The following is an 18,179-nucleotide window of genomic DNA, read 5'->3' as shown; positions in this document are numbered from 1 at the left end:
GAAGGTCTTTAGTTGCGATTATGATTGTTATTTTGACGACTATTTTGGTTTTGTTCTGCTGTTATAGATTAACTTTAAAGCATTTACTTAATAAGTGCGGAGCAGCTTTCCTACTTATTAAGTAAACCGTTAAATATTAGTTACTTAGTAAACTTCATAAATTTCATTTTAATTTGGTTCTGAAAGCTGCTCACAATACGAAAAGAGTCTTTTAAATGCTGTCGTTCAAAACTGCCAAATAAATTCGGTTTTAATAGGTTATCAATGGTTTGATTATTCTCTATTGCTTGCTGTTGGTGTCGATACCTCAAATGGCAAACGTATTGGTAGGTCCCTTTTAAATCTTGATATGTGACTTTGTTGAGAATTTTCTCTTGATATAACCATTTGATGCGTTCATTAGTATTGATATAGCCACAATTATTCATGATGGCATAAATACGCACGACGTCAGAGATACAACTGATCGCTGCTTTTTTGATGTTTAAAACACGATTATTATGGCCGTCTTTCTCCAACACTAAGTTCTGAAAAATACCTAGCGGAGGGCGAGTCCTCAGTGCATTTTTAACCAGAGCCAAAGATAATTGAAAATTATTACTGATCTGCTGCTGGCGATATTCATTGATATCATCAAACAAATGTTTATCCCCGTAAATATGGCGAATTTCAATAAACACATTTAGGTTAAGTAGTGAATCATACTCTGGGTTATCACTCCATTTGCGATAATACTCTTTCCATACTTTGCTGTTTTGGCACCATTTGGGGGTTGCTGCCATAAATCTACCAGTGCATAAAGTGTAACCAAGGTTAGATAACCCTTTACAGATATACATAGCCAGATGATTAAAATACATACGGTCAGCTCGCGTTGCATCCTCAGCTAGAATAAGTGCGTTATCTTGATCTGAAGCTAAATGAACTTCATTACGAGCATGTGAACCGGCGACCATCCAAGAAAAAGCGCAGGGTGGTTTACCAAAGGCTTCAATCGCTAATTCAATTAAACGATGGGTAAAAGCATCATAAATTGTGGTCAGCGTTTGCCCGACTAAACTTGGTGACGAAGTGCTTTCCATTATTTCTTTGAAGGCATCATTACGTTGTTCCGACAACTCAATTAATTGCGTTATTGAGTGCGCATGACGAATTTTATCGACTAAGTAAATACCTTGTACGCCACTGTTTTGGATTAAATCTTTTGGGGTAATATAACCAATCACTTGATGCTTATTATCCACCACTGGAATGTGCTGAATATTGTATTTAGTCATTAATCGTATAGCTTCCATCACCAACTCATTACCAAAAATAGTATAAGGATTGGCGGTCATTACAGTACTAATTGGTTGATTTATATCTACGCAATCAGCAACAACACGGTGGGTGATGTCTTTATCTGTGACCACGCCAATTAATATATTGTCTTTGGCAATAATAAACGCGCAGGAAACACCTACCGCATCGCGCATTTTATTGGCAACGCTTTGTATGCTGTCATCGGCTGAGACCAAGGCCATTTTAGAGGTCATTAAATCGGCACAGGCACGCATATATTGATGTGACGATTGACGTGACTTATTCGGTTCGGTAATGCTGGCTTTTAAGCGGATTTTTAAGCTTAAATTGAGCTGTGACTTAATGTCAGGGTAAGCTTCAATTTGTTTCATCAATACAAGGTAATTGAATTGATAGAGTAAGGTCTCTTCAATGGCTGTCGTTGAATAGGTTTGTTTGGCATCATCGGGTTGTAGGTTAAAACCAAAAATATCATCATTACTTAGTTTTGATCGTAACGAACCATCTGGATTATTTTGTTTAATAACACCATTTTTAATAATATAAAGGTACGATTTTTCAAGATCTTGGTTTAGTATTTCTCCTTCATCAAGCACAATAATATCAACGGCTTCAGCAACCTCTTTGAGTGTATTCCTTGGAAGTTCACTGAAGGTAGGGATGGTCTGCAGAAAAGACAAAATGTCGGGAAGTACTTGATTATCCATATTAACCATGCTTTTTATATTGAATGTAGATCGTTGTGTTGACCGAGAAATTAAACCTATTCTTAAATTGTACTTATAGGGTAGTCTACGTTTTTGATAAGTGAATTGAAAGCTGCATATTATTTGCACTTAACCGTTGAATTCAGTATTAATTATTTAACTGTGAATGATAACAGGTACAGATTTACCTAGAGCCTTAATGCCTTGTCGGAGTGCATCTGATTAATCAAATACAGATGGGATATTTTTTATTTGAACATGTTAAAGTAAACCAACAATCAAGGCGTTATTACCAATCCTAATGGGCGTACCATCTTTTAGTCAGTATAGATGAGTACGCTAGCATTGTTTTATGTAAGCAATCAAACAACTAATAAAGAGAGTTTATGAAGCTAGAAATGATATGCACTGGTGAAGAAGTATTAGCAGGACAGATTGTCGATACTAATGCTGCCTGGTTAGGTAATCAATTGATGGATAATGGCTTTGAGATGCATCGTCGTACCACGGTTGGTGATAGATTAGCTGATTTAATCGAAGTATTTGAAGAGCGAAGTCATCGTGCAGATATCATTTTAGTTAATGGTGGACTCGGGCCTACCGCAGATGACCTATCTTCGTTAGCGATGGCCAAAGCAATGGGCGTTGAGTTAGAAGAGAGTGCCGAATGGCGTGCTACTTTAACTCAGTGGGCAAAAGGACGAAATATCGCCCTAACTGCTAGTAATTTAAAGCAAGCTTTGTTACCCAAAGGTGCATTAGTTGTTGATAATCCAGTGGGTAGTGCCTGTGGCTTTAGAGTTAAATTAAATCAAGCTTGGTTCTTTTTTACACCTGGAGTTCCCCATGAATACAAAAAAATGGTGTTAGAGCAATTTATTCCCTTTGTTAAATCTCAGGCAACAAAACAGAGTAAAGTTGAAGTCACTAAATTGTTAAGTATTGGTATTGGTGAATCAGAGATGGCTGAACGTTTAGAACAACTTACTTGGCCAGCTGGTATCACGCTTGGTTACCGTTCTTACATGCCTTATTTAGAGTTAAAGTTAATCGCACGTGATGTGACTCAAGAACAGCAATCGCTAGCAATATCACAAGCGGTTAGTTTATTAGGTGATGGTATTGTTGCGAGAAATAAGGACACTTTAGCGGCAGAAGTACATCATCTGCTTAGTGAAAGAGATAGTACTTTGGCCATTGCTGAGTCATTAACTGGCGGCGAGATTTGCAGTCAATTAGTTGCTTTTTCTGGTAGCTCTCATTACCTTAAACAAGGTGTTGTTAGTTATTGTAATGAAGCAAAAATAGGCTTACTTAATGTACAAGCAATAGATATTGCTGAGCAATCTGAAGTTTCATTAATTTGTGCAGCACAGATGGCCGCTGGTGTAGCTTGTGCTAACCCCAATATTACAACGCCAGATTTTGCGATCGCGACTACCGGCATTGCAGGCCCTAGTGGCGGCTCAGATCAACACCCAGTTGGTACGGTGGTGATTGCGGTTAAAGCCCAACAAAAAATCTATTGCCAGATGATCAATATAACCGCGACGAGAAGTCGAGATTACATTCGTGATTTAACCGTCGCCATTGCCTTTGATATGTTACGCAGAGCTATTTTAGAGTTATCACCGATTGCGGATTACAGTTATATTAAACGCACTGACTCAGCGGTTTACAATTTGCGAGATCTATTAAATTAACCTGAAGACTATGCTTAACTCAAACTGTGGTTAACTCAAAACTATGGTCAACTAAAAACTATGGTTAGCTCAAAAGGAGTTATTTAATGAAAATTAAAAGGCTTATTAGTATCGCTTCATTTACCTTGGCTATGCTATTTAGTTCATTGTCTTATGCTGATGAACCGGTGTGGATTGATGTTCGTACCTTAGTGGAAAATCAACGTGACAATATTGCAGGAGACTTACGTATTTCGCATTCTAATATTGTTAGAGAAGTGGTTAAACTGTTTCCCGATAGAGAAACAGTTTTCTATTTTTATGATAAAACTGGGGGGAGATCTGATATTGCCATTTCAGCGCTAAAGCTAGAAGGATATAAAAATTTACACAATGCTGGCAGTATTGAGGAGGCGCGAAAACAAAGAGGACTTTCTCAGTAAAGTATTAATGGTTACGCTAGCAAAAAATTATCGCACACAATGGATCATGAAATACAAAGTATCGATTATTACTTTATGAACTTCCTAGATGATCTTATTCTTACAAGATTATCTCTTCATTACCCTGTCATTAATTAATGCACACGTCATAGGGCATAACGTAGTTCTCACTGCGTTTTAATTAAGGCATATTAAGACATAATTAGAACCAATTATTTAGAAATACATAGCTATTTAGAGCAACATAGTTATTAAAAAGTGCTTATTTAAAAAATGACTATTTAGAAAATAGTTATTTAAAAGATAGTTAGCCAAGGAATTGAAGATGTTTGAAATTATTATTACCCTATTCACTTGCATCATGTTGTGCGTGACACTAGTGCCTTTATTACCGAGTAATCATTGGTTATCGAGAGTGTGGGAGTTTCCGCGCGTACAAATTGCCGTACTTACTGTGAGTCTTACCATTGCTAGCGTCTTCCTTGCTTCTCCTAGCATGGCAATTGTGCTTGTTAGTATTAACGGCTTATTATCTTTGTATCAAATCGCTTGGATTTTTCCTTACACAAGGCTATATCCAATACAAGTGAAAAAGGCGACCGCACCATATCAACAATCAATTAAAATAATGACCAGCAATGTACTGATGCCCAATCATTCTGCTGAAAAGTTAATTAAGTTAATTCAGTCATACCAGCCTGATGTGGTGGTGACCTTGGAAACAGATCAATGGTGGGAAGATGCATTACACCCCATCCATAGCGAATATCCACATCGAGTTAATTGCCCATTAGATAATTTATACGGTATGCACCTTTACAGTAAGTTTGTATTAGAGGATGTACAATTATTAGAGCTTATCGAGGAAGGGATCCCTTCAATACACTGTTATTTAGTGTTAAAAAATAATATTAAAGTTAAATGTCATTTTCTACATCCTGCGCCGCCAAGTCCAACAGAGAACACAACCTCAACGCCAAGAGATCGGGAGTTATTGGTAATTGCAAAGCAAGTTGCAGGACAAACGGAGCCTATTATAGTGACCGGCGATTTAAATGATGTTGCTTGGTCGCCAACTACGCGTGCTTTTAGGCGTATTAGTGGACTTAAGGATCCAAGGATGGGCAGGGGCATGTTTAATACGTTTCATGCCAGTTATCCTATTTTGCGTTGGCCTCTAGATCATATTTTCCATAGTGAACATTTTGAGTTGGGTTCAATACAAAGAATGCCATCTATCGACTCAGATCACTTCCCTTTACTCAGTGAGTTAGTTTACGTTAATAAATAATCACTATAGCGTTGCTAGATTCAACTGTTATGGCGTAAGGCATTATTCAATAATGTAACTTATTGAGCATCTGTTTTCATTGTGCCCCATGAAATATTGACAAGCAGGGCTGTAATTATTACAAAGAAGTCACATGCTTATCACTTACCTTTTATTTTATTATTTAATAATCAATGGTTTATGTGTTGGCATGGAACTTGGTTATAGTTACATGGAACTTGGTTATAGTTACATGGAACTTGGTTATAGTTAATTGAGTTCGATGAAAAGTTTGTAGCATCAAGGATTCTAATGACGATGTTATTTTTAAATAATCTTTTTAATGGCTCTTTTATTAAACCAAGTTTAATAAACCTTATAATAAAGCAAGGAGTTACTTAATGAACAACGATATTATCGAAGGTAAGTGGAAACAAGTTTCAGGTACACTTAAAGCGAATTGGGGTAAATTAACTGATGATGATTTACAAGAAATTGATGGTAACCTAGAAAAGTTTCAAGGAAAAATGCAAGAGAAGTATGGAATGGCTGAAGATGAAGCCAAAAAAGAGTTTGAAAAATCATACTACTAAGTCGTTTTACATAGGGCAACGACCGTACTCAAGCTGTACATACATCGATGCATAAGTTAAGTGCTAAGTAGGTTTGTAGTAGTAAAATGTTGTCTAAGTTCTAGGGGGAGCCCCTGATTGCTGCCCCATTAATCAGTCCTCCATATCAATACGCCTTCATACTTATATGCTAAAAATGAAGCCATTAACGTTATTTTAAAAGGGTGTATTCAAAATTATTTTATTGATGATGAATAATATTCATATCTGCAACTCTGATACTAAATAACTGCTACTTGATATTTAAATAACTACTAAATAACATACATAATCAGTTAACTTAGTCATCAGCTGATTTAACCATCAGGTAACTGAAACGGTAGCTAACCAAGATCCTAGCTACTAAAGAGATACATTATGCCAATCCAAAAAAAGATAAAACAAAAAACACGTAAGTTTATTGATTCAAAGCATATGTTGAGTGGTATTACGATTGCATCATTTTTGGAATCAACCATTGTTCCCATCCCATTGGAAGCGGTATTAGTACCGTTAATGCAGGCACGTCGCGAAAAGCTTTGGCTTATTGCCTTAATGGCAACCTTAGGTTGTATTGTGGGCGCTTTATTTGGTTATGCACTTGGGTATTATTTATTTGATGTGGTTGGCGATTGGATCATTGAAACATTTTCAAACCCAACACAGTTTGAAAATGTCAGACAAAGCATGGAAAATCAAGGATTTTGGTTTGTTATTACACTAGGCATTATTCCGATTCCATTCCAAATCGCAATGCTTGCTGCTGGTGCAACTAAGTACTCACTTACTTTATTTTTAATTGCTTCTGCAATTGCACGTTCTATTCGTTACTTTGGTTTGGCGTTAGTTGTATATTATGCAGGAAACCATGCTGAACGCATTATCAATAAACACAAAAAGAAAGCGATGATTAGTCTAACTATTCTAATACTAGGAGGGTGGGCATTAAGTGCTGTCTTATAAGCCATTTAGTATTAGATCATTGTCAATCGCCACAGCTCTAAAACAATCGCTAGTATAATATTTGATACCCTAATGATCGATACCCTAATAAACAACACCATCTCAATCTAAGTTAATAGGGACTGTCAAAGGCTCTATCACATGCAACCAAATGAGCTCTTAAATACAAAGATAAATTTATAAGGCTATCAATAATCTTCTACTTGTTTGCATTTTCTAAGACGATTAACTGCTTTTCAATTTCTTGTGCTTCAAAGCTTAATTGCGAGTAAGTTCTTATATCGCCGTTACGCTGTGCGTTCATTGCTTCCTCTAATTTTGCAGACAGTTGTTGGTTGAGTTTTTTAATTGGATCTTTTTTAAATATTGAAAACATGATTTACTCCTTGAGGTTGTTTCGAGTTATACGTTTTGATCACTCATTTGGTTTACTTTGTTAGTGTATATTTTAATTATTAGGACTTATTACTTGAATTCAAGATTAGGAAAAATGCATGAATATTAAAAAATTTTCAGAGGCAACCAAGCTCACTGCTTATACCGTTAGATATTATGAAAAAATGGGGTTATTAAAAAACATTTCTCGTAATAGCAGTGGCCACCGTTGGTTTACAGAGCAAGATATAGTTTGGGTCGCCTTTATAAAGCGATTAAAAGATACGGGGATGCCACTGGAAGGAATCTTGAAGTATGCAGAATTAAGAGAGCAGGGCATTTCGACATCAGAGCAAAGAATGAAGATGTTACAGGATCACGCCCTTAAACTTGAGGAAAATATTACTGAGCAGCAGTTAAACCTTAAGAAGCTGCAACAAAAAATCACCTATTATAGCGACGTTATTAAAGTGCAATGAATATAGGCATCAATATAATTTATAAACAATTTGTACTCGCTATTATTTCAATTACCTTTCCTTAATATACCTTCCTTAAATCATTAAATAACAAGGCATTAAAATTAAAAGTCATTAAAATAAAAGTGTTACAGCTTAATTCTTTGATATTAAATTTCTTATAAAGTCACTGTCGACAATTCAAAATTTTCATAAACTTATATTAATAAATCTACGTTTTGCCCATTGGCTAATCTTCTCAAATTTTTCATCTTTTAAACACTTGACTTAGAGTTGGCTCTAAGTTGTAGAGTGGTTAACGAAATCCGATTGTTATTGAAAGTTGGCTTATTAATAAATACATAAGGAAAGAAAATGAATAATAAACGTTATCAAGATGGCCTTATCAAATTACAAGAAATTGATGGAGAGGCAGGGCAAAAAGTGATTGATAGTTTAGCAACTATTTCTCCCGACTTAGCCAAGTATACTATTGAGTTTGCTTTTGGTGATATCTACCCTAGAGCAGGGCTTGATCTTAAGAGCAGAGAATTAGCAACGGTGGCTGCATTAACTGCAATGGGGAGTTGCTTACCGCAATTAAATGTACATATTAATGGTGCGCTGAATGTAGGATGTAAACCACAGGAAGTGACAGAAGTAATTATACAAATGGCTGTTTATGCAGGTTTTCCTGCTGCACTCAATGCGATGCAGATAGCAAAAGAAGTCTTTATTGAGCGTGCCATTATCAATAGTTAATATTAGGAAATATAGATACTTGTGCATCACAGTTTTCCTTTGATGCACTAGAAAAATACACTTCAAAGATCAACTCCTCTGGAAAATAACCAGGATAATATTTATAAATTTTAATCCTTATTCTTGATTGTGATATAACTAACCTCAACTTAGCATGAGCAAAACTATTCACTGCTGCATAGTATTGCCTCATAGTAGTGCTTCTGTTGAATACTTCGGTAAACTATCCGATTTTTTACTTGGATTTGTTATGACGATACGTAATGTTTCAGAAAAAATACTGCATGGCTTAAGTATCAGAACTGATAATGAAACTGAAATGAGCGCTGATAAAGGAAAAATAGGCGCTTTGTGGCAACAGTTTGATAAGGTTGTTGATGTTGATTATCAAAGTGGAGAAAGAGTTTACGGAGTATATTTTGATTATGAATCAGATGCTCGCGGTCAATTTAGTGTATTAGCTGGTTTTGATGGTAAAAATTTACCTGCATCTATACCTTTACAAAAAGTAGTAATCTCCGCTGGCAAGTATCTTGTCTTTAAACACAAAGGAGAAATGCCACAAATTGCCATTGATGGGTGGACTGAGGTTTGGAATTATTTTTGGAATCCAGAGGCTAAACATCAGCGCACTTATTCCACTGATTTTGAGTTTTATCCAAACTATAATGAAATTGAAATACACATTGCGATAAAATAACACTCGCTATTGTGGTTACTGCTCAGCCTGCATTGTATTCTTTAATGCTAATGCTAATGCTAATGCTAATGCTAATGTGAATGGTTATTTTGGCCAGAAGCTCTATTAGGCTCATTAAATAAATATAGGTAATAAATGCAACGCTTTGAATATTGTAATGCTAAAGATTGTGCGCAAGAAATGCTCAACTTAGGGCAAGTTAACATGAAAATGTGGTACTTATTCCAATGGTTAACTGAGCATGAGCAATTGCGTCATGGTACTCAAGCTGAATTACTCAAGTTGTATGTTGATGAACAGCTGGTGGCTTATAGTCTGTTAGAAAATTATGAAGCTTGCATGGATAAAACAACTTTATTCGACGGCATCTTATATCAGGATTTAGGCGTAATACACTTTGTGACTATGCCTGACTTTCGTAAACAAGGTTATGCGAGCCTATTAGCTGAGGTGATGTATCGAGATGTTATTCAGCCTTTATTGGCTCGACATACAGATGTACATGCATATATTACTGCCACCGGACGAGCCGTTCCTTTAATGGAGCGCACGCCTATTTCACCTGCCAAGATGGTAAAAGAATTTTATTCTGAGGTTACCTTTGAAGAAAAAGTGGTTAATTACCTACGTGCTCAATCATCGGACTGTTAGTTTATGAAGATACTTAATTAATCCACTTAACTAATTCACTTAACTAATTCACTTAATTAAGACTCTAATTTATAAACCCACCACTTTAGTGGAGTGTAATATATCAATTTAACCACATATTTTGTGTATTGCAGCACTGTTGAAAATATTTTACCCATTCTGTCGATCTAGTTCTCACTTTCTTACCTATTTACAAAATACACTGATTTTAGTTTTTAAATTTAAGTTTAATTTTTAGGAGTTATTTATGCCATCGAGTTCTACTTCTCAGCCTTCTCGTCAAGAGTTAGCTAACGCAATACGCGCCCTTAGTATGGATGCTGTCCAAAAAGCCAATTCAGGTCACCCAGGCGCACCAATGGGTATGGCTGATATTGCGCAGGTCTTATGGACTGACTTTTTAAAGCATAACCCGACTAACCCAAACTGGGCTGATCGCGACCGCTTTATTTTGTCTAACGGCCATGGTTCAATGCTTATCTATTCTCTATTGCATTTAACAGGTTACGACCTTTCAATTGAAGATCTTAAAAGCTTCCGCCAATTACATTCAAAAACACCGGGTCATCCGGAATATGGTTACGCACCAGGTGTCGAAACAACAACAGGCCCATTAGGCCAAGGTATTACTAATGCCGTTGGTATGGCGATTGCTGAACGCTCTTTAGCGGCTTCTTTTAACAAAGAAGGCCACGATATTGTTGACCACCATACTTACACTTTCCTAGGTGATGGTTGTTTAATGGAAGGTATTTCTCATGAAGCTTGTTCTTTAGCGGGAACCTTAGGCCTAGGTAAACTGATTGCATTCTGGGATGACAACGGTATTTCAATCGATGGTGACGTAGAAGGTTGGTTCACTGACGATACACCTAAACGTTTTGAAGCTTACGGATGGCAAGTTATTTCTGTTGATGGGCATAACCCTGAAGAAATTAAAGCGGCTATCATCTCTGCAAAAGCAGAAACGACTAAACCAACGATGATTTGTTGTAAAACAATTATTGGCTTCGGCTCACCTGCTAAACAAGGTACACATGATTGTCACGGTGCACCATTAGGTCACGATGAAATCGCTGCAACGCGTAAAGCATTAGGTTGGAACCACGGTCCATTTGAAATTCCTGCCGATATTTACGCGGGTTGGGATAACAAAACACAAGGTCAAGCAGCAGAGCAATCTTGGGATGAAAAATTCGCAGTCTACGCCGCGGCTTATCCTGAACTAGCAGCTGAATACAAACGTCGTGTTAATAACGAATTGCCTGCTGAATGGGAAGCTAAATCTTCTGCTTACATTGTTGATTTACAAGCTAACCAAGGCAATATTGCAACACGTAAAGCCTCACAAAACTGTATCGAAGCATTTGGCGCAATGTTACCAGAGCTGTTAGGTGGTTCTGCTGATTTAGCGCCATCTAACTTAACCATGTGGTCTGGTACAAAAGCGATTACGGCTGATGACGCTACGGGTAACTACTTACATTACGGCGTACGTGAGTTTGCAATGGCTGCCATTATCAACGGTATCGCATTACATAAAGGTTTTGTCCCTTACGGCGCAACATTCTTAATGTTTATGGAATACGCACGTAACGCATTACGTATGTCTGCAATAATGAAGCAACGTTCTATTCAAGTGTTTACGCATGACTCAATTGGTCTAGGTGAAGATGGTCCAACTCACCAACCTGTCGAGCAAATTGCAAGTTTACGTTTAACACCGAACATGAACACATGGCGTCCATGTGACAGCGTTGAATCTGCTGTTGCTTGGAAATTTGCGATTGAATCTGTTGATGCACCGTCATCACTTATCTTTAGCCGTCAAAACCTGAAACCACAAGCGCGTGATGCACAGCAATTAGCTGATGTGGCAAAAGGTGGTTACGTGTTGCTTGACTCTGAAACACCTGCTGAAATCATCTTAATTGCGACAGGCTCTGAGGTTGAGTTAGCAATGCAAGGTGCTGCAGAATTAACAGCTCAAGGTAAAGCGGTACGTGTTGTATCAATTCCTTGTACTGAGCAGTTTGAATTACAATCTGCAGAATACAAAGAGTCTGTATTACCAGCAGCTTTAACTAAACGTGTAGCAATTGAAGCGGGTATTGCTGATTACTGGTACAAATACGTTGGCTTAAACGGTGCGGTGATTGGTATGACCACATTTGGTGAGTCAGCGCCTGCTGATCAATTATTTGAAATGTTTGGTTTCACTGTAGATAATGTCGTCAATACAGCAATTAACTTATAAATACAGTGTTTAGCTTATAAATTAAGTGGTTACATTGAAGTTTTATATCAAACACGACTAGCAAGTTCTTATATTAAGTTTTTATAATAAAAATCTTATAACAAATAAAGGCAGTGTGACTGCCTTTTAAAAAAGGAAAAAAATTATGTCTGAAGTATTTCATTTAGGTTTAACAAAAGCGATGTTAGATGGTGCAACCTTAGCGATTGTCCCTGGTGATCCTGAGCGCGTTGCTCGTATTGCGGAATTAATGGAAAATGCAACATTTTTAGCAAGCCACCGTGAATACACTAGTTACTTAGCATACATCGACGGTAAAGCTGTTGTGGTTTGTTCAACAGGTATTGGTGGTCCTTCGACTTCAATTGCTGTGGAAGAGCTGGCACAGTTAGGTGTTCGTACTTTCTTACGTATCGGTACCACTGGAGCGATTCAACCACATGTAAATGTAGGCGATGTGATTGTGACTCAAGCTTCTGTACGTCTGGATGGTGCAAGTTTACATTTTGCTCCTATGGAATTCCCTGCGGTTGCAGATTTTCATGCTACAACGGCAATGGTCGCTGCATGTCGTGATCTTGATATTGAACCACATGTGGGTATCACTGCTTCAAGTGATACTTTTTACCCAGGTCAAGAGCGTTACGATACAGTGTCTGGTCGTGTTACTCGCCAGTTTAAAGGTTCAATGCAAGAGTGGCAGGACCTTGGTGTATTAAATTACGAGATGGAGTCATCTACCTTATTTACTATGTGTGCTTCTCAAGGTTGGGCTGCTGCTTGTGTTGCAGGCGTGATAGTTAACCGTACACAACAAGAGATCCCAGACGAAGCAACCATGAAAAAAACGGAATCACATGCGATTACTATTGTCGTTGCTGCTGCGAAAAAATTATTAAAATAACGATGCTGTAGGCTGTGATCTTTGTACTCAGTCTATCGTTTAAAGTGACTCTTTAAGTACAACAAAGAGTCGCTTATATCTTCTGCCTGTTCATGTAGGCTGTGTAATTTTTTACCACCAGTAGCTTTGCTTTAGGTGGTTCATTTGCTTGATGTGCTTAAGCTGAATGAAATCAGACCCAATTACCTAAGAAAGTTTTATACGTCATTGATTACACTTATTATCTGACTCTAGAGTTTGAAAGGTCGATAGTCCTTAGCGTTATGTTTATGCCACGGGTGCTGTTGTACGATTAATGACTGCTAATATCGAGTTAACTTATTGTCTGCTGTAAAATTGTATTAAATACATCACCAATGTAGAAAAAGAGAGAAATTTCATATGAAAAAAAACTATTTTAATGAATTAAAAACGCTATTAGATAATAGCTCTGCGCCATACTCAGGATTCAATGTTGCTTCTATTGTGGTGTGCAAAGATGGACGCGAATTCAAGGGGGTTAATGTTGAATCTGCTGCTTATCCAACGACTATCTGTGCTGAACGTAATGCCATTTTTACAGCCGTTGCTGAAGGTATTAATAAAGGCGATATTCAAGAAGTGCATATTGCCGCTCGTAATGCGGAAAAACTGTTGGTTACGGCGCATCCATGTGGCGCATGTCGACAGGTGATTGCTGAGCAGTCAATGAACGATTGTTTAGTCTATAGCTATGAATCAGAAGGTGAATACACACAAAATACGATTGCAGCATTATTACCTTTTGCTTTCTTAGGTGAAGAGCTTTAATCATTATTAGACTTTAACCTGCACGGTATTAAGTTTTAATCGCACGCTATTAAACTCTTTAATCTGTACAGTAATAAACAATAATTGTTACGTTCACTTTAGGAAATAAAGGCCAATGTCTTGGCCTTTATTTCTTTTGTTATCTCTTCACCTTTTAGTCTTTTTGCGGTAAATTTTCGTTAAGCACAATCGCTTCTTCTAGTAGTTCCTGTGCCGTATAGGGTTTATCCGCTAAAGCAAACTGCATCGCAGGACTTTTTCCTTTATTAGTTTCACAAAAATTAAATAATACGCGATGAATCTCTGAAAAGTTTGCAAGGGTATTAATACTATTTAACCCCTTATTCAAACTTCCTTTTAAATAAGCAAAATAACGATTCAAATATTCCGTATCCTTTAAGTCAAAAGGGGGGCTACTTTGCAAATTTTTAGTGATCGCGCTATATGCACCTGATTCAAAACTTGACCAACGATCTCCCCACCATCCCACTTTTTTATTAATTAATGTTTCTTTGCTGTTAGCAAAAGGTAAATAATAATAGATTTCTGCTTTTTCAGTTTTAATCTCTGGATAGGCTGACATTAATGCCGCGGCACGAATACTACTTTCTAACTCGATATAATGTCTGTAATGCTCTGTTTTGTATATAAAGGCGCGTAGCATCGAAAAATGCACGTATGAGAGCCTTGCTGGGTTGATTAAACTACAGCGGTTGATCGGCTTTAATTCTCCAACCAATAATTTTTCGAAATGTTTACGCTGCATCGTTTGCTGGTAACGTTGATTAATTTCATTTTCAACATTATTGGAATACCCATCTTTAATGACAGTATTTTCAGTGCTGTGGTAAGTATCTTGTTTGGTTAGCTTTTGTTGTGTGACATTACTGGTTTGTAACAAAATATAGCCACTATCTGCCTCCGCAGTGAACAATGCATAAAAACCTCGCTTGTGGTCTAAATGTACAATCTTGCCTTCAGTCTGCAGTGCTATGTAGTCGCGCTGTACTACTCCTTGCTCTTTTAAACGGCTATAGTTGGTCAACAATAATGATAATTTTTCGAGGTAAAAGTAATAAAGGCGTGCCGATAAACCGGTTTGTTTGATCGCAGCACTTGTATCTAGCTTATCTATTACTGTTTGCAATACCTGTGTGATTGCATCAATATTCTTATGTTTACCTACGCTATACACCCGTTGGCAATTTTTACATTTCAAACGTTGCGTACCCGCTGCAGTGAAACCGTGTAACTGAGCTTCATTTTTTTCGTTAAAAAAGAAATATTGATAACAATGGGTACAGTGGCTAATTTTCCTAGCAAAATGGAATGCAAGCTTTTCTTTTAAAATATTTTCGATTATTTGGTTATTTACCCAGGGTGGGAGACTACCACAGGCCTTACATTCTACTGCAAGATACCCTAAGCGTTTACTTTTATAAATATAGTCATCGCTTTTATTTATGCCGAAATTTCTGCAACTAACTGTTTTACAACAATTAAAATCTTCTCTTATATTAAACATAATATTGGTCCCTTAAATCTACCATTAGCATAAACCACATATTTTGTTAACGCTAGTTAATGCTTTTCAGTCAATATCAAATCTATAGATCAAGATCTCATTTTAAAGTGCTTTGAATGCCTACTATTTACTCATTGAAGAATGACGAGGAACAGAGATGCAAGAAATACTATTAGCTTTATTTGCGGGGGTTGTTGTAGGGTTGATATTTGCCTTTTTGAAACTGCCGCTACCAGCTCCACCAGTACTTTCAGGCATTATCGGAATTTTTGGTGTTTATCTTGGTGGTATAGTTTATCAACAATTTATCATCCCATTATTGTCGTAAATAAATACTTAATATAAATAAAAAGTGAGACGCTTTCAACTAGGTTTCAGTTGCAAATAAAGAATCAAGTGAAAGGAATAAACATGCAAAATAAATTAGAGCAATTACGCCAAGTGACAACAGTTGTTGCAGATACAGGTGATATTGAAGCAATCAAACAGTACCAACCTGAAGATGCTACAACGAACCCATCTCTGATATTAAAAGCTGCGACTATTGAAGCCTATGCACCATTAATCGCAGATGCGATTGAATATGCTAAAAAGCAGGGTGATAACAAACAACAACAAGTAGAAGTTGCCTGTGACATGTTAGCGGTCAATATTGGTAAAGAGATTTTAAAAACAATTCCTGGTCGAATTTCTACAGAAGTAGATGCGCGTCTTTCTTACGATACTGAAGCAAGTTTAGCAAAGGCTCGTCAGTTAGTGAAAATGTATAATGATGCAGGAATAAGCAATGATCGTATTTTAATCAAGCTAGCGGCAACTTGGAATGGTATTCAAGCAGCTAAAATACTTGAAAAAGAAGGGATAAACTGTAACCTCACGCTGCTTTTTTCATTCGCTCAAGCACAGGCTTGCGCTGAAGCCGAGGTGTTTTTAATTTCACCTTTTGTTGGCCGTATTATGGATTGGTACAAAGCAAAGCAAGGTGTTGATTTTGAACCTAGTGAAGACCCTGGTGTGATCTCTGTAACGTCTATTTATAACTATTACAAAGAACATGGTTATAACACAGTGGTAATGGGTGCAAGTTTTAGAAATGTCGGTGAAATACTAGAGCTAGCCGGTTGTGACCGTTTAACGATTAGCCCGCAATTATTACAAGAATTACGTGATACTGATGGTGAAGTTGAAACAAAATTAATCGCAACTACGGAAGTTAAAGCAGCACCAAGTGCATTAACAGAATCTGAGTTTTTATGGGCTCATCATCAAGATCCTATGGCGGTTGAGAAATTAGCCGAAGGTATTCGCAACTTTGCGATTGACCAGAATAAATTAGAAACCATGATTATGGATAAACTATAATCGAGGTGTAACAAATTAGGTTTGTTCTCAATAGGTAACAAACCGCACAAATTCGAATTTTTCGGATTATACATGCCTGGGTTGGCCAGGATATCAGAGGGAGATGACTGTAGAGTTATTCTTCAGTCTAATTGACATAAATGAATGGAGTAAATATATGCACATAATTATGGGTCTAGTGGGAGTTATATCCCTTCTTTTAATTGCTTTTCTTTTTTCTAAGAATAAAAAATCAATTAATATTCGAACTGTGGGTGGGGCTTTTGCAATACAAGCAATCATTCCAGCTTTCGTTATTTTTACTCCGTGGGGTGCATCATTCCTGCAGGGTATCTCTGGCGCAGTTCAAGGTGTTATCGATAGTGCTAATGCAGGGGTAAGCTTCCTATTTGGTGGTCTTGTATCAGGTAAGATGTTTGAAGTATTTGGCGGTGGCGGTTTTGTCTTTGCCTTTAGAGTACTTCCTATCATTATCTTCTTTGCTTCATTCATGGCGGTTTTGTATTACCTAGGTGTAATGCAATTCATTATCAAAATCTTTGGTGGCGCGCTACAAAAATTACTAGGCACAAGTCGTACTGAGTCAATGTCAGCTGCTGCGAACGTTTTTGTTGGGCAAACTGAAGCACCATTAGTGGTTAAACCTTACATTAAACATATGACTCGTTCTGAATTGTTTGCCGTAATGTGTGGTGGTTTGGCGTCGGTTGCTGGTTCTGTATTGGTAGGTTATGCATCTTTAGGTGTTAGCCTTGAGTACTTAATCGCTGCATCATTCATGGCCGCTCCTGGTGGTCTGTTAATGGCTAAAATTTTAGAGCCAGAAACAGAACTAGCCAAAGAGCTTACTGCCGAAGAACTCGCATTGGTTGAAGATGAAGACAAACCTGTTAACGTTATTGATGCTGCTGCTTCAGGTGCATCATCTGGTCTTAAACTAGCACTAAATGTAGGTGCAATGTTAATCGCTTTCATCGCATTAATTGCATTAATTAATACTATGTTAGGTGCGTTTGGTGATGTTGTTGGTTTTGAGGCATTAACACTTGAACAAATTCTAGGTTACTTATTTGCTCCAATCGCTTTCTTAATTGGTGTGCCATGGTCTGAAGCTGTTGTTGCAGGTAGCTTACTAGGTCAGAAATTAGTAGTTAATGAGTTTGTTGCTTACATCGACTTTATAAATGTTAAAGAAGCATTAAGCGAACATACACAAGTAATTATTACTGTTGCGTTATGTGGTTTTGCTAACTTATCGTCAATGGCTATTTTATTAGGTGGTCTGGGTGTATTAGCACCTTCACGTCGCCCTGATATCGCACGTTTAGGCTTAAAAGCGGTAATGGCTGGTACATTATCTAACTTAATGAGTGCAACTCTAGTAGGTATTTTCTTCGCACTAAGCGTTGCATAACCTA

General features: G+C 37.2%; 18 protein-coding genes. 15 read left to right on the top strand and 3 right to left on the bottom strand.

The window, feature by feature from the left end; all coding sequences use genetic code 11:
- Positions 1-140: 140 nt before the first annotated feature.
- Positions 141-2,009 carry a DUF294 nucleotidyltransferase-like domain-containing protein gene (locus tag MT390_RS17205; protein WP_499442341.1) on the bottom strand — a complete coding sequence of 623 codons (1,869 nt, stop codon included), beginning with the start codon at positions 2,007-2,009 and terminating at the stop codon, positions 141-143.
- 386 nt (positions 2,010-2,395) lie between these two features.
- On the opposite strand from MT390_RS17205, the gene MT390_RS17200 reads away from it, so the two are divergent.
- The 5 genes from MT390_RS17200 to MT390_RS17180 all read left to right on the top strand — a co-directional run bounded on the left by MT390_RS17200 (position 2,396) and on the right by MT390_RS17180 (position 6,978).
- Positions 2,396-3,712 carry a CinA family nicotinamide mononucleotide deamidase-related protein gene (locus tag MT390_RS17200; protein ID WP_499442340.1) on the top strand — a complete coding sequence of 439 codons (1,317 nt, stop codon included), beginning with the start codon at positions 2,396-2,398 and terminating at the stop codon, positions 3,710-3,712.
- 86 nt (positions 3,713-3,798) lie between these two features.
- Entirely contained in the window at positions 3,799-4,134 is a 336-nt protein-coding gene (locus tag MT390_RS17195) for a rhodanese-like domain-containing protein (protein WP_166370473.1), read from the top strand.
- 325 nt (positions 4,135-4,459) lie between these two features.
- The gene (locus MT390_RS17190) at positions 4,460-5,425 is read left to right on the top strand and encodes an endonuclease/exonuclease/phosphatase family protein (RefSeq protein WP_499442338.1); all 966 of its coding nucleotides are present in this window, start codon (positions 4,460-4,462) and stop codon (positions 5,423-5,425) included.
- A gap of 380 nt (positions 5,426-5,805) precedes the next feature.
- Positions 5,806-5,997, top strand: coding sequence for a CsbD family protein (locus tag MT390_RS17185; protein ID WP_028870287.1), 192 nt, complete (start codon positions 5,806-5,808; stop codon positions 5,995-5,997).
- A 396-nt stretch (positions 5,998-6,393) separates the two neighbouring features.
- Positions 6,394-6,978 (top strand): YqaA family protein, encoded by a 585-nt coding sequence (locus tag MT390_RS17180; RefSeq protein ID WP_166370469.1) that lies wholly within the window; start codon positions 6,394-6,396, stop codon positions 6,976-6,978.
- Positions 6,979-7,177: 199 nt separating this feature from the next.
- Here the strand turns inward: MT390_RS17180 and MT390_RS17175 are convergent, their stop codons facing one another.
- Positions 7,178-7,354: a DUF6435 family protein gene (locus MT390_RS17175; RefSeq protein ID WP_166370467.1), complete on the bottom strand. Its 177-nt coding sequence runs from the start codon at positions 7,352-7,354 to the stop codon at positions 7,178-7,180.
- A gap of 118 nt (positions 7,355-7,472) precedes the next feature.
- Here MT390_RS17175 and MT390_RS17170 point away from each other — a divergent pair, with 118 nt between their 5' ends.
- From MT390_RS17170 to cdd, 7 genes are all read left to right on the top strand, one after another.
- Entirely contained in the window at positions 7,473-7,832 is a 360-nt protein-coding gene (locus MT390_RS17170; protein WP_166370465.1) for a MerR family transcriptional regulator, read from the top strand.
- Positions 7,833-8,186: 354 nt separating this feature from the next.
- Positions 8,187-8,573 (top strand): carboxymuconolactone decarboxylase family protein, encoded by a 387-nt coding sequence (locus tag MT390_RS17165; protein ID WP_166370463.1) that lies wholly within the window; start codon positions 8,187-8,189, stop codon positions 8,571-8,573.
- A gap of 250 nt (positions 8,574-8,823) precedes the next feature.
- Entirely contained in the window at positions 8,824-9,273 is a 450-nt protein-coding gene (locus MT390_RS17160; protein ID WP_499442334.1) for a GyrI-like domain-containing protein, read from the top strand.
- A gap of 135 nt (positions 9,274-9,408) precedes the next feature.
- Positions 9,409-9,924: a GNAT family N-acetyltransferase gene (locus MT390_RS17155; RefSeq protein ID WP_166370459.1), complete on the top strand. Its 516-nt coding sequence runs from the start codon at positions 9,409-9,411 to the stop codon at positions 9,922-9,924.
- Between the two features lie 247 nt (positions 9,925-10,171).
- Positions 10,172-12,181 (top strand): transketolase, encoded by a 2,010-nt coding sequence (gene tkt / locus MT390_RS17150; protein ID WP_499442332.1) that lies wholly within the window; start codon positions 10,172-10,174, stop codon positions 12,179-12,181.
- Positions 12,182-12,326: 145 nt separating this feature from the next.
- Positions 12,327-13,085, top strand: coding sequence for a uridine phosphorylase (gene udp, locus MT390_RS17145; protein ID WP_166371970.1), 759 nt, complete (start codon positions 12,327-12,329; stop codon positions 13,083-13,085).
- A 381-nt stretch (positions 13,086-13,466) separates the two neighbouring features.
- Positions 13,467-13,874, top strand: a complete 408-nt coding sequence (gene cdd, locus MT390_RS17140) for a cytidine deaminase (RefSeq protein WP_028867070.1) — start codon at positions 13,467-13,469, stop codon at positions 13,872-13,874.
- 154 nt (positions 13,875-14,028) lie between these two features.
- Here cdd and MT390_RS17135 read toward each other — a convergent pair whose 3' ends face one another.
- Positions 14,029-15,399, bottom strand: a complete 1,371-nt coding sequence (locus MT390_RS17135) for a hypothetical protein (RefSeq protein WP_499442329.1) — start codon at positions 15,397-15,399, stop codon at positions 14,029-14,031.
- 157 nt (positions 15,400-15,556) lie between these two features.
- Between MT390_RS17135 and MT390_RS17130 the strand changes: the two genes are divergently transcribed.
- The 3 genes from MT390_RS17130 (at position 15,557) to MT390_RS17120 (ending at position 18,175) form a co-directional block, all read left to right on the top strand.
- Complete coding sequence (locus MT390_RS17130) at positions 15,557-15,727, top strand: XapX domain-containing protein (protein WP_166371972.1); 171 nt, start codon at positions 15,557-15,559, stop codon at positions 15,725-15,727.
- 83 nt (positions 15,728-15,810) lie between these two features.
- The gene (tal, locus tag MT390_RS17125) at positions 15,811-16,761 is read left to right on the top strand and encodes a transaldolase (RefSeq protein WP_166371973.1); all 951 of its coding nucleotides are present in this window, start codon (positions 15,811-15,813) and stop codon (positions 16,759-16,761) included.
- A gap of 157 nt (positions 16,762-16,918) precedes the next feature.
- A complete protein-coding gene (locus tag MT390_RS17120; protein ID WP_028867067.1) occupies positions 16,919-18,175 on the top strand; it encodes a NupC/NupG family nucleoside CNT transporter in 1,257 nt (418 codons plus the stop codon).
- Positions 18,176-18,179: the final 4 nt, after the last annotated feature.

Origin of the sequence: Vibrio sp. 2-Bac 85 (assembly GCF_037546705.1) — a bacterium.
In the GTDB taxonomy this organism is placed as follows: Bacteria; Pseudomonadota; Gammaproteobacteria; order Enterobacterales; family Psychromonadaceae; genus Psychromonas.
The sequence above is the reverse complement of the archived record's forward strand: the minus strand, read 5'-3'. Positions and strand labels throughout refer to the sequence as shown.

Coding starts and splice junctions, on each gene's coding strand:
- MT390_RS17205 (WP_499442341.1), bottom strand. CDS start 2,009: ATGGATAATCAAGTACTTCCCGACATTTTGTCTTTTCTGCAGACCATC.
- MT390_RS17200 (WP_499442340.1), top strand. CDS start 2,396: ATGAAGCTAGAAATGATATGCACTGGTGAAGAAGTATTAGCAGGACAG.
- MT390_RS17195 (WP_166370473.1), top strand. CDS start 3,799: ATGAAAATTAAAAGGCTTATTAGTATCGCTTCATTTACCTTGGCTATG.
- MT390_RS17190 (WP_499442338.1), top strand. CDS start 4,460: ATGTTTGAAATTATTATTACCCTATTCACTTGCATCATGTTGTGCGTG.
- MT390_RS17185 (WP_028870287.1), top strand. CDS start 5,806: ATGAACAACGATATTATCGAAGGTAAGTGGAAACAAGTTTCAGGTACA.
- MT390_RS17180 (WP_166370469.1), top strand. CDS start 6,394: ATGCCAATCCAAAAAAAGATAAAACAAAAAACACGTAAGTTTATTGAT.
- MT390_RS17175 (WP_166370467.1), bottom strand. CDS start 7,354: ATGTTTTCAATATTTAAAAAAGATCCAATTAAAAAACTCAACCAACAA.
- MT390_RS17170 (WP_166370465.1), top strand. CDS start 7,473: ATGAATATTAAAAAATTTTCAGAGGCAACCAAGCTCACTGCTTATACC.
- MT390_RS17165 (WP_166370463.1), top strand. CDS start 8,187: ATGAATAATAAACGTTATCAAGATGGCCTTATCAAATTACAAGAAATT.
- MT390_RS17160 (WP_499442334.1), top strand. CDS start 8,824: ATGACGATACGTAATGTTTCAGAAAAAATACTGCATGGCTTAAGTATC.
- MT390_RS17155 (WP_166370459.1), top strand. CDS start 9,409: ATGCAACGCTTTGAATATTGTAATGCTAAAGATTGTGCGCAAGAAATG.
- tkt (WP_499442332.1), top strand. CDS start 10,172: ATGCCATCGAGTTCTACTTCTCAGCCTTCTCGTCAAGAGTTAGCTAAC.
- udp (WP_166371970.1), top strand. CDS start 12,327: ATGTCTGAAGTATTTCATTTAGGTTTAACAAAAGCGATGTTAGATGGT.
- cdd (WP_028867070.1), top strand. CDS start 13,467: ATGAAAAAAAACTATTTTAATGAATTAAAAACGCTATTAGATAATAGC.
- MT390_RS17135 (WP_499442329.1), bottom strand. CDS start 15,399: ATGTTTAATATAAGAGAAGATTTTAATTGTTGTAAAACAGTTAGTTGC.
- MT390_RS17130 (WP_166371972.1), top strand. CDS start 15,557: ATGCAAGAAATACTATTAGCTTTATTTGCGGGGGTTGTTGTAGGGTTG.
- tal (WP_166371973.1), top strand. CDS start 15,811: ATGCAAAATAAATTAGAGCAATTACGCCAAGTGACAACAGTTGTTGCA.
- MT390_RS17120 (WP_028867067.1), top strand. CDS start 16,919: ATGCACATAATTATGGGTCTAGTGGGAGTTATATCCCTTCTTTTAATT.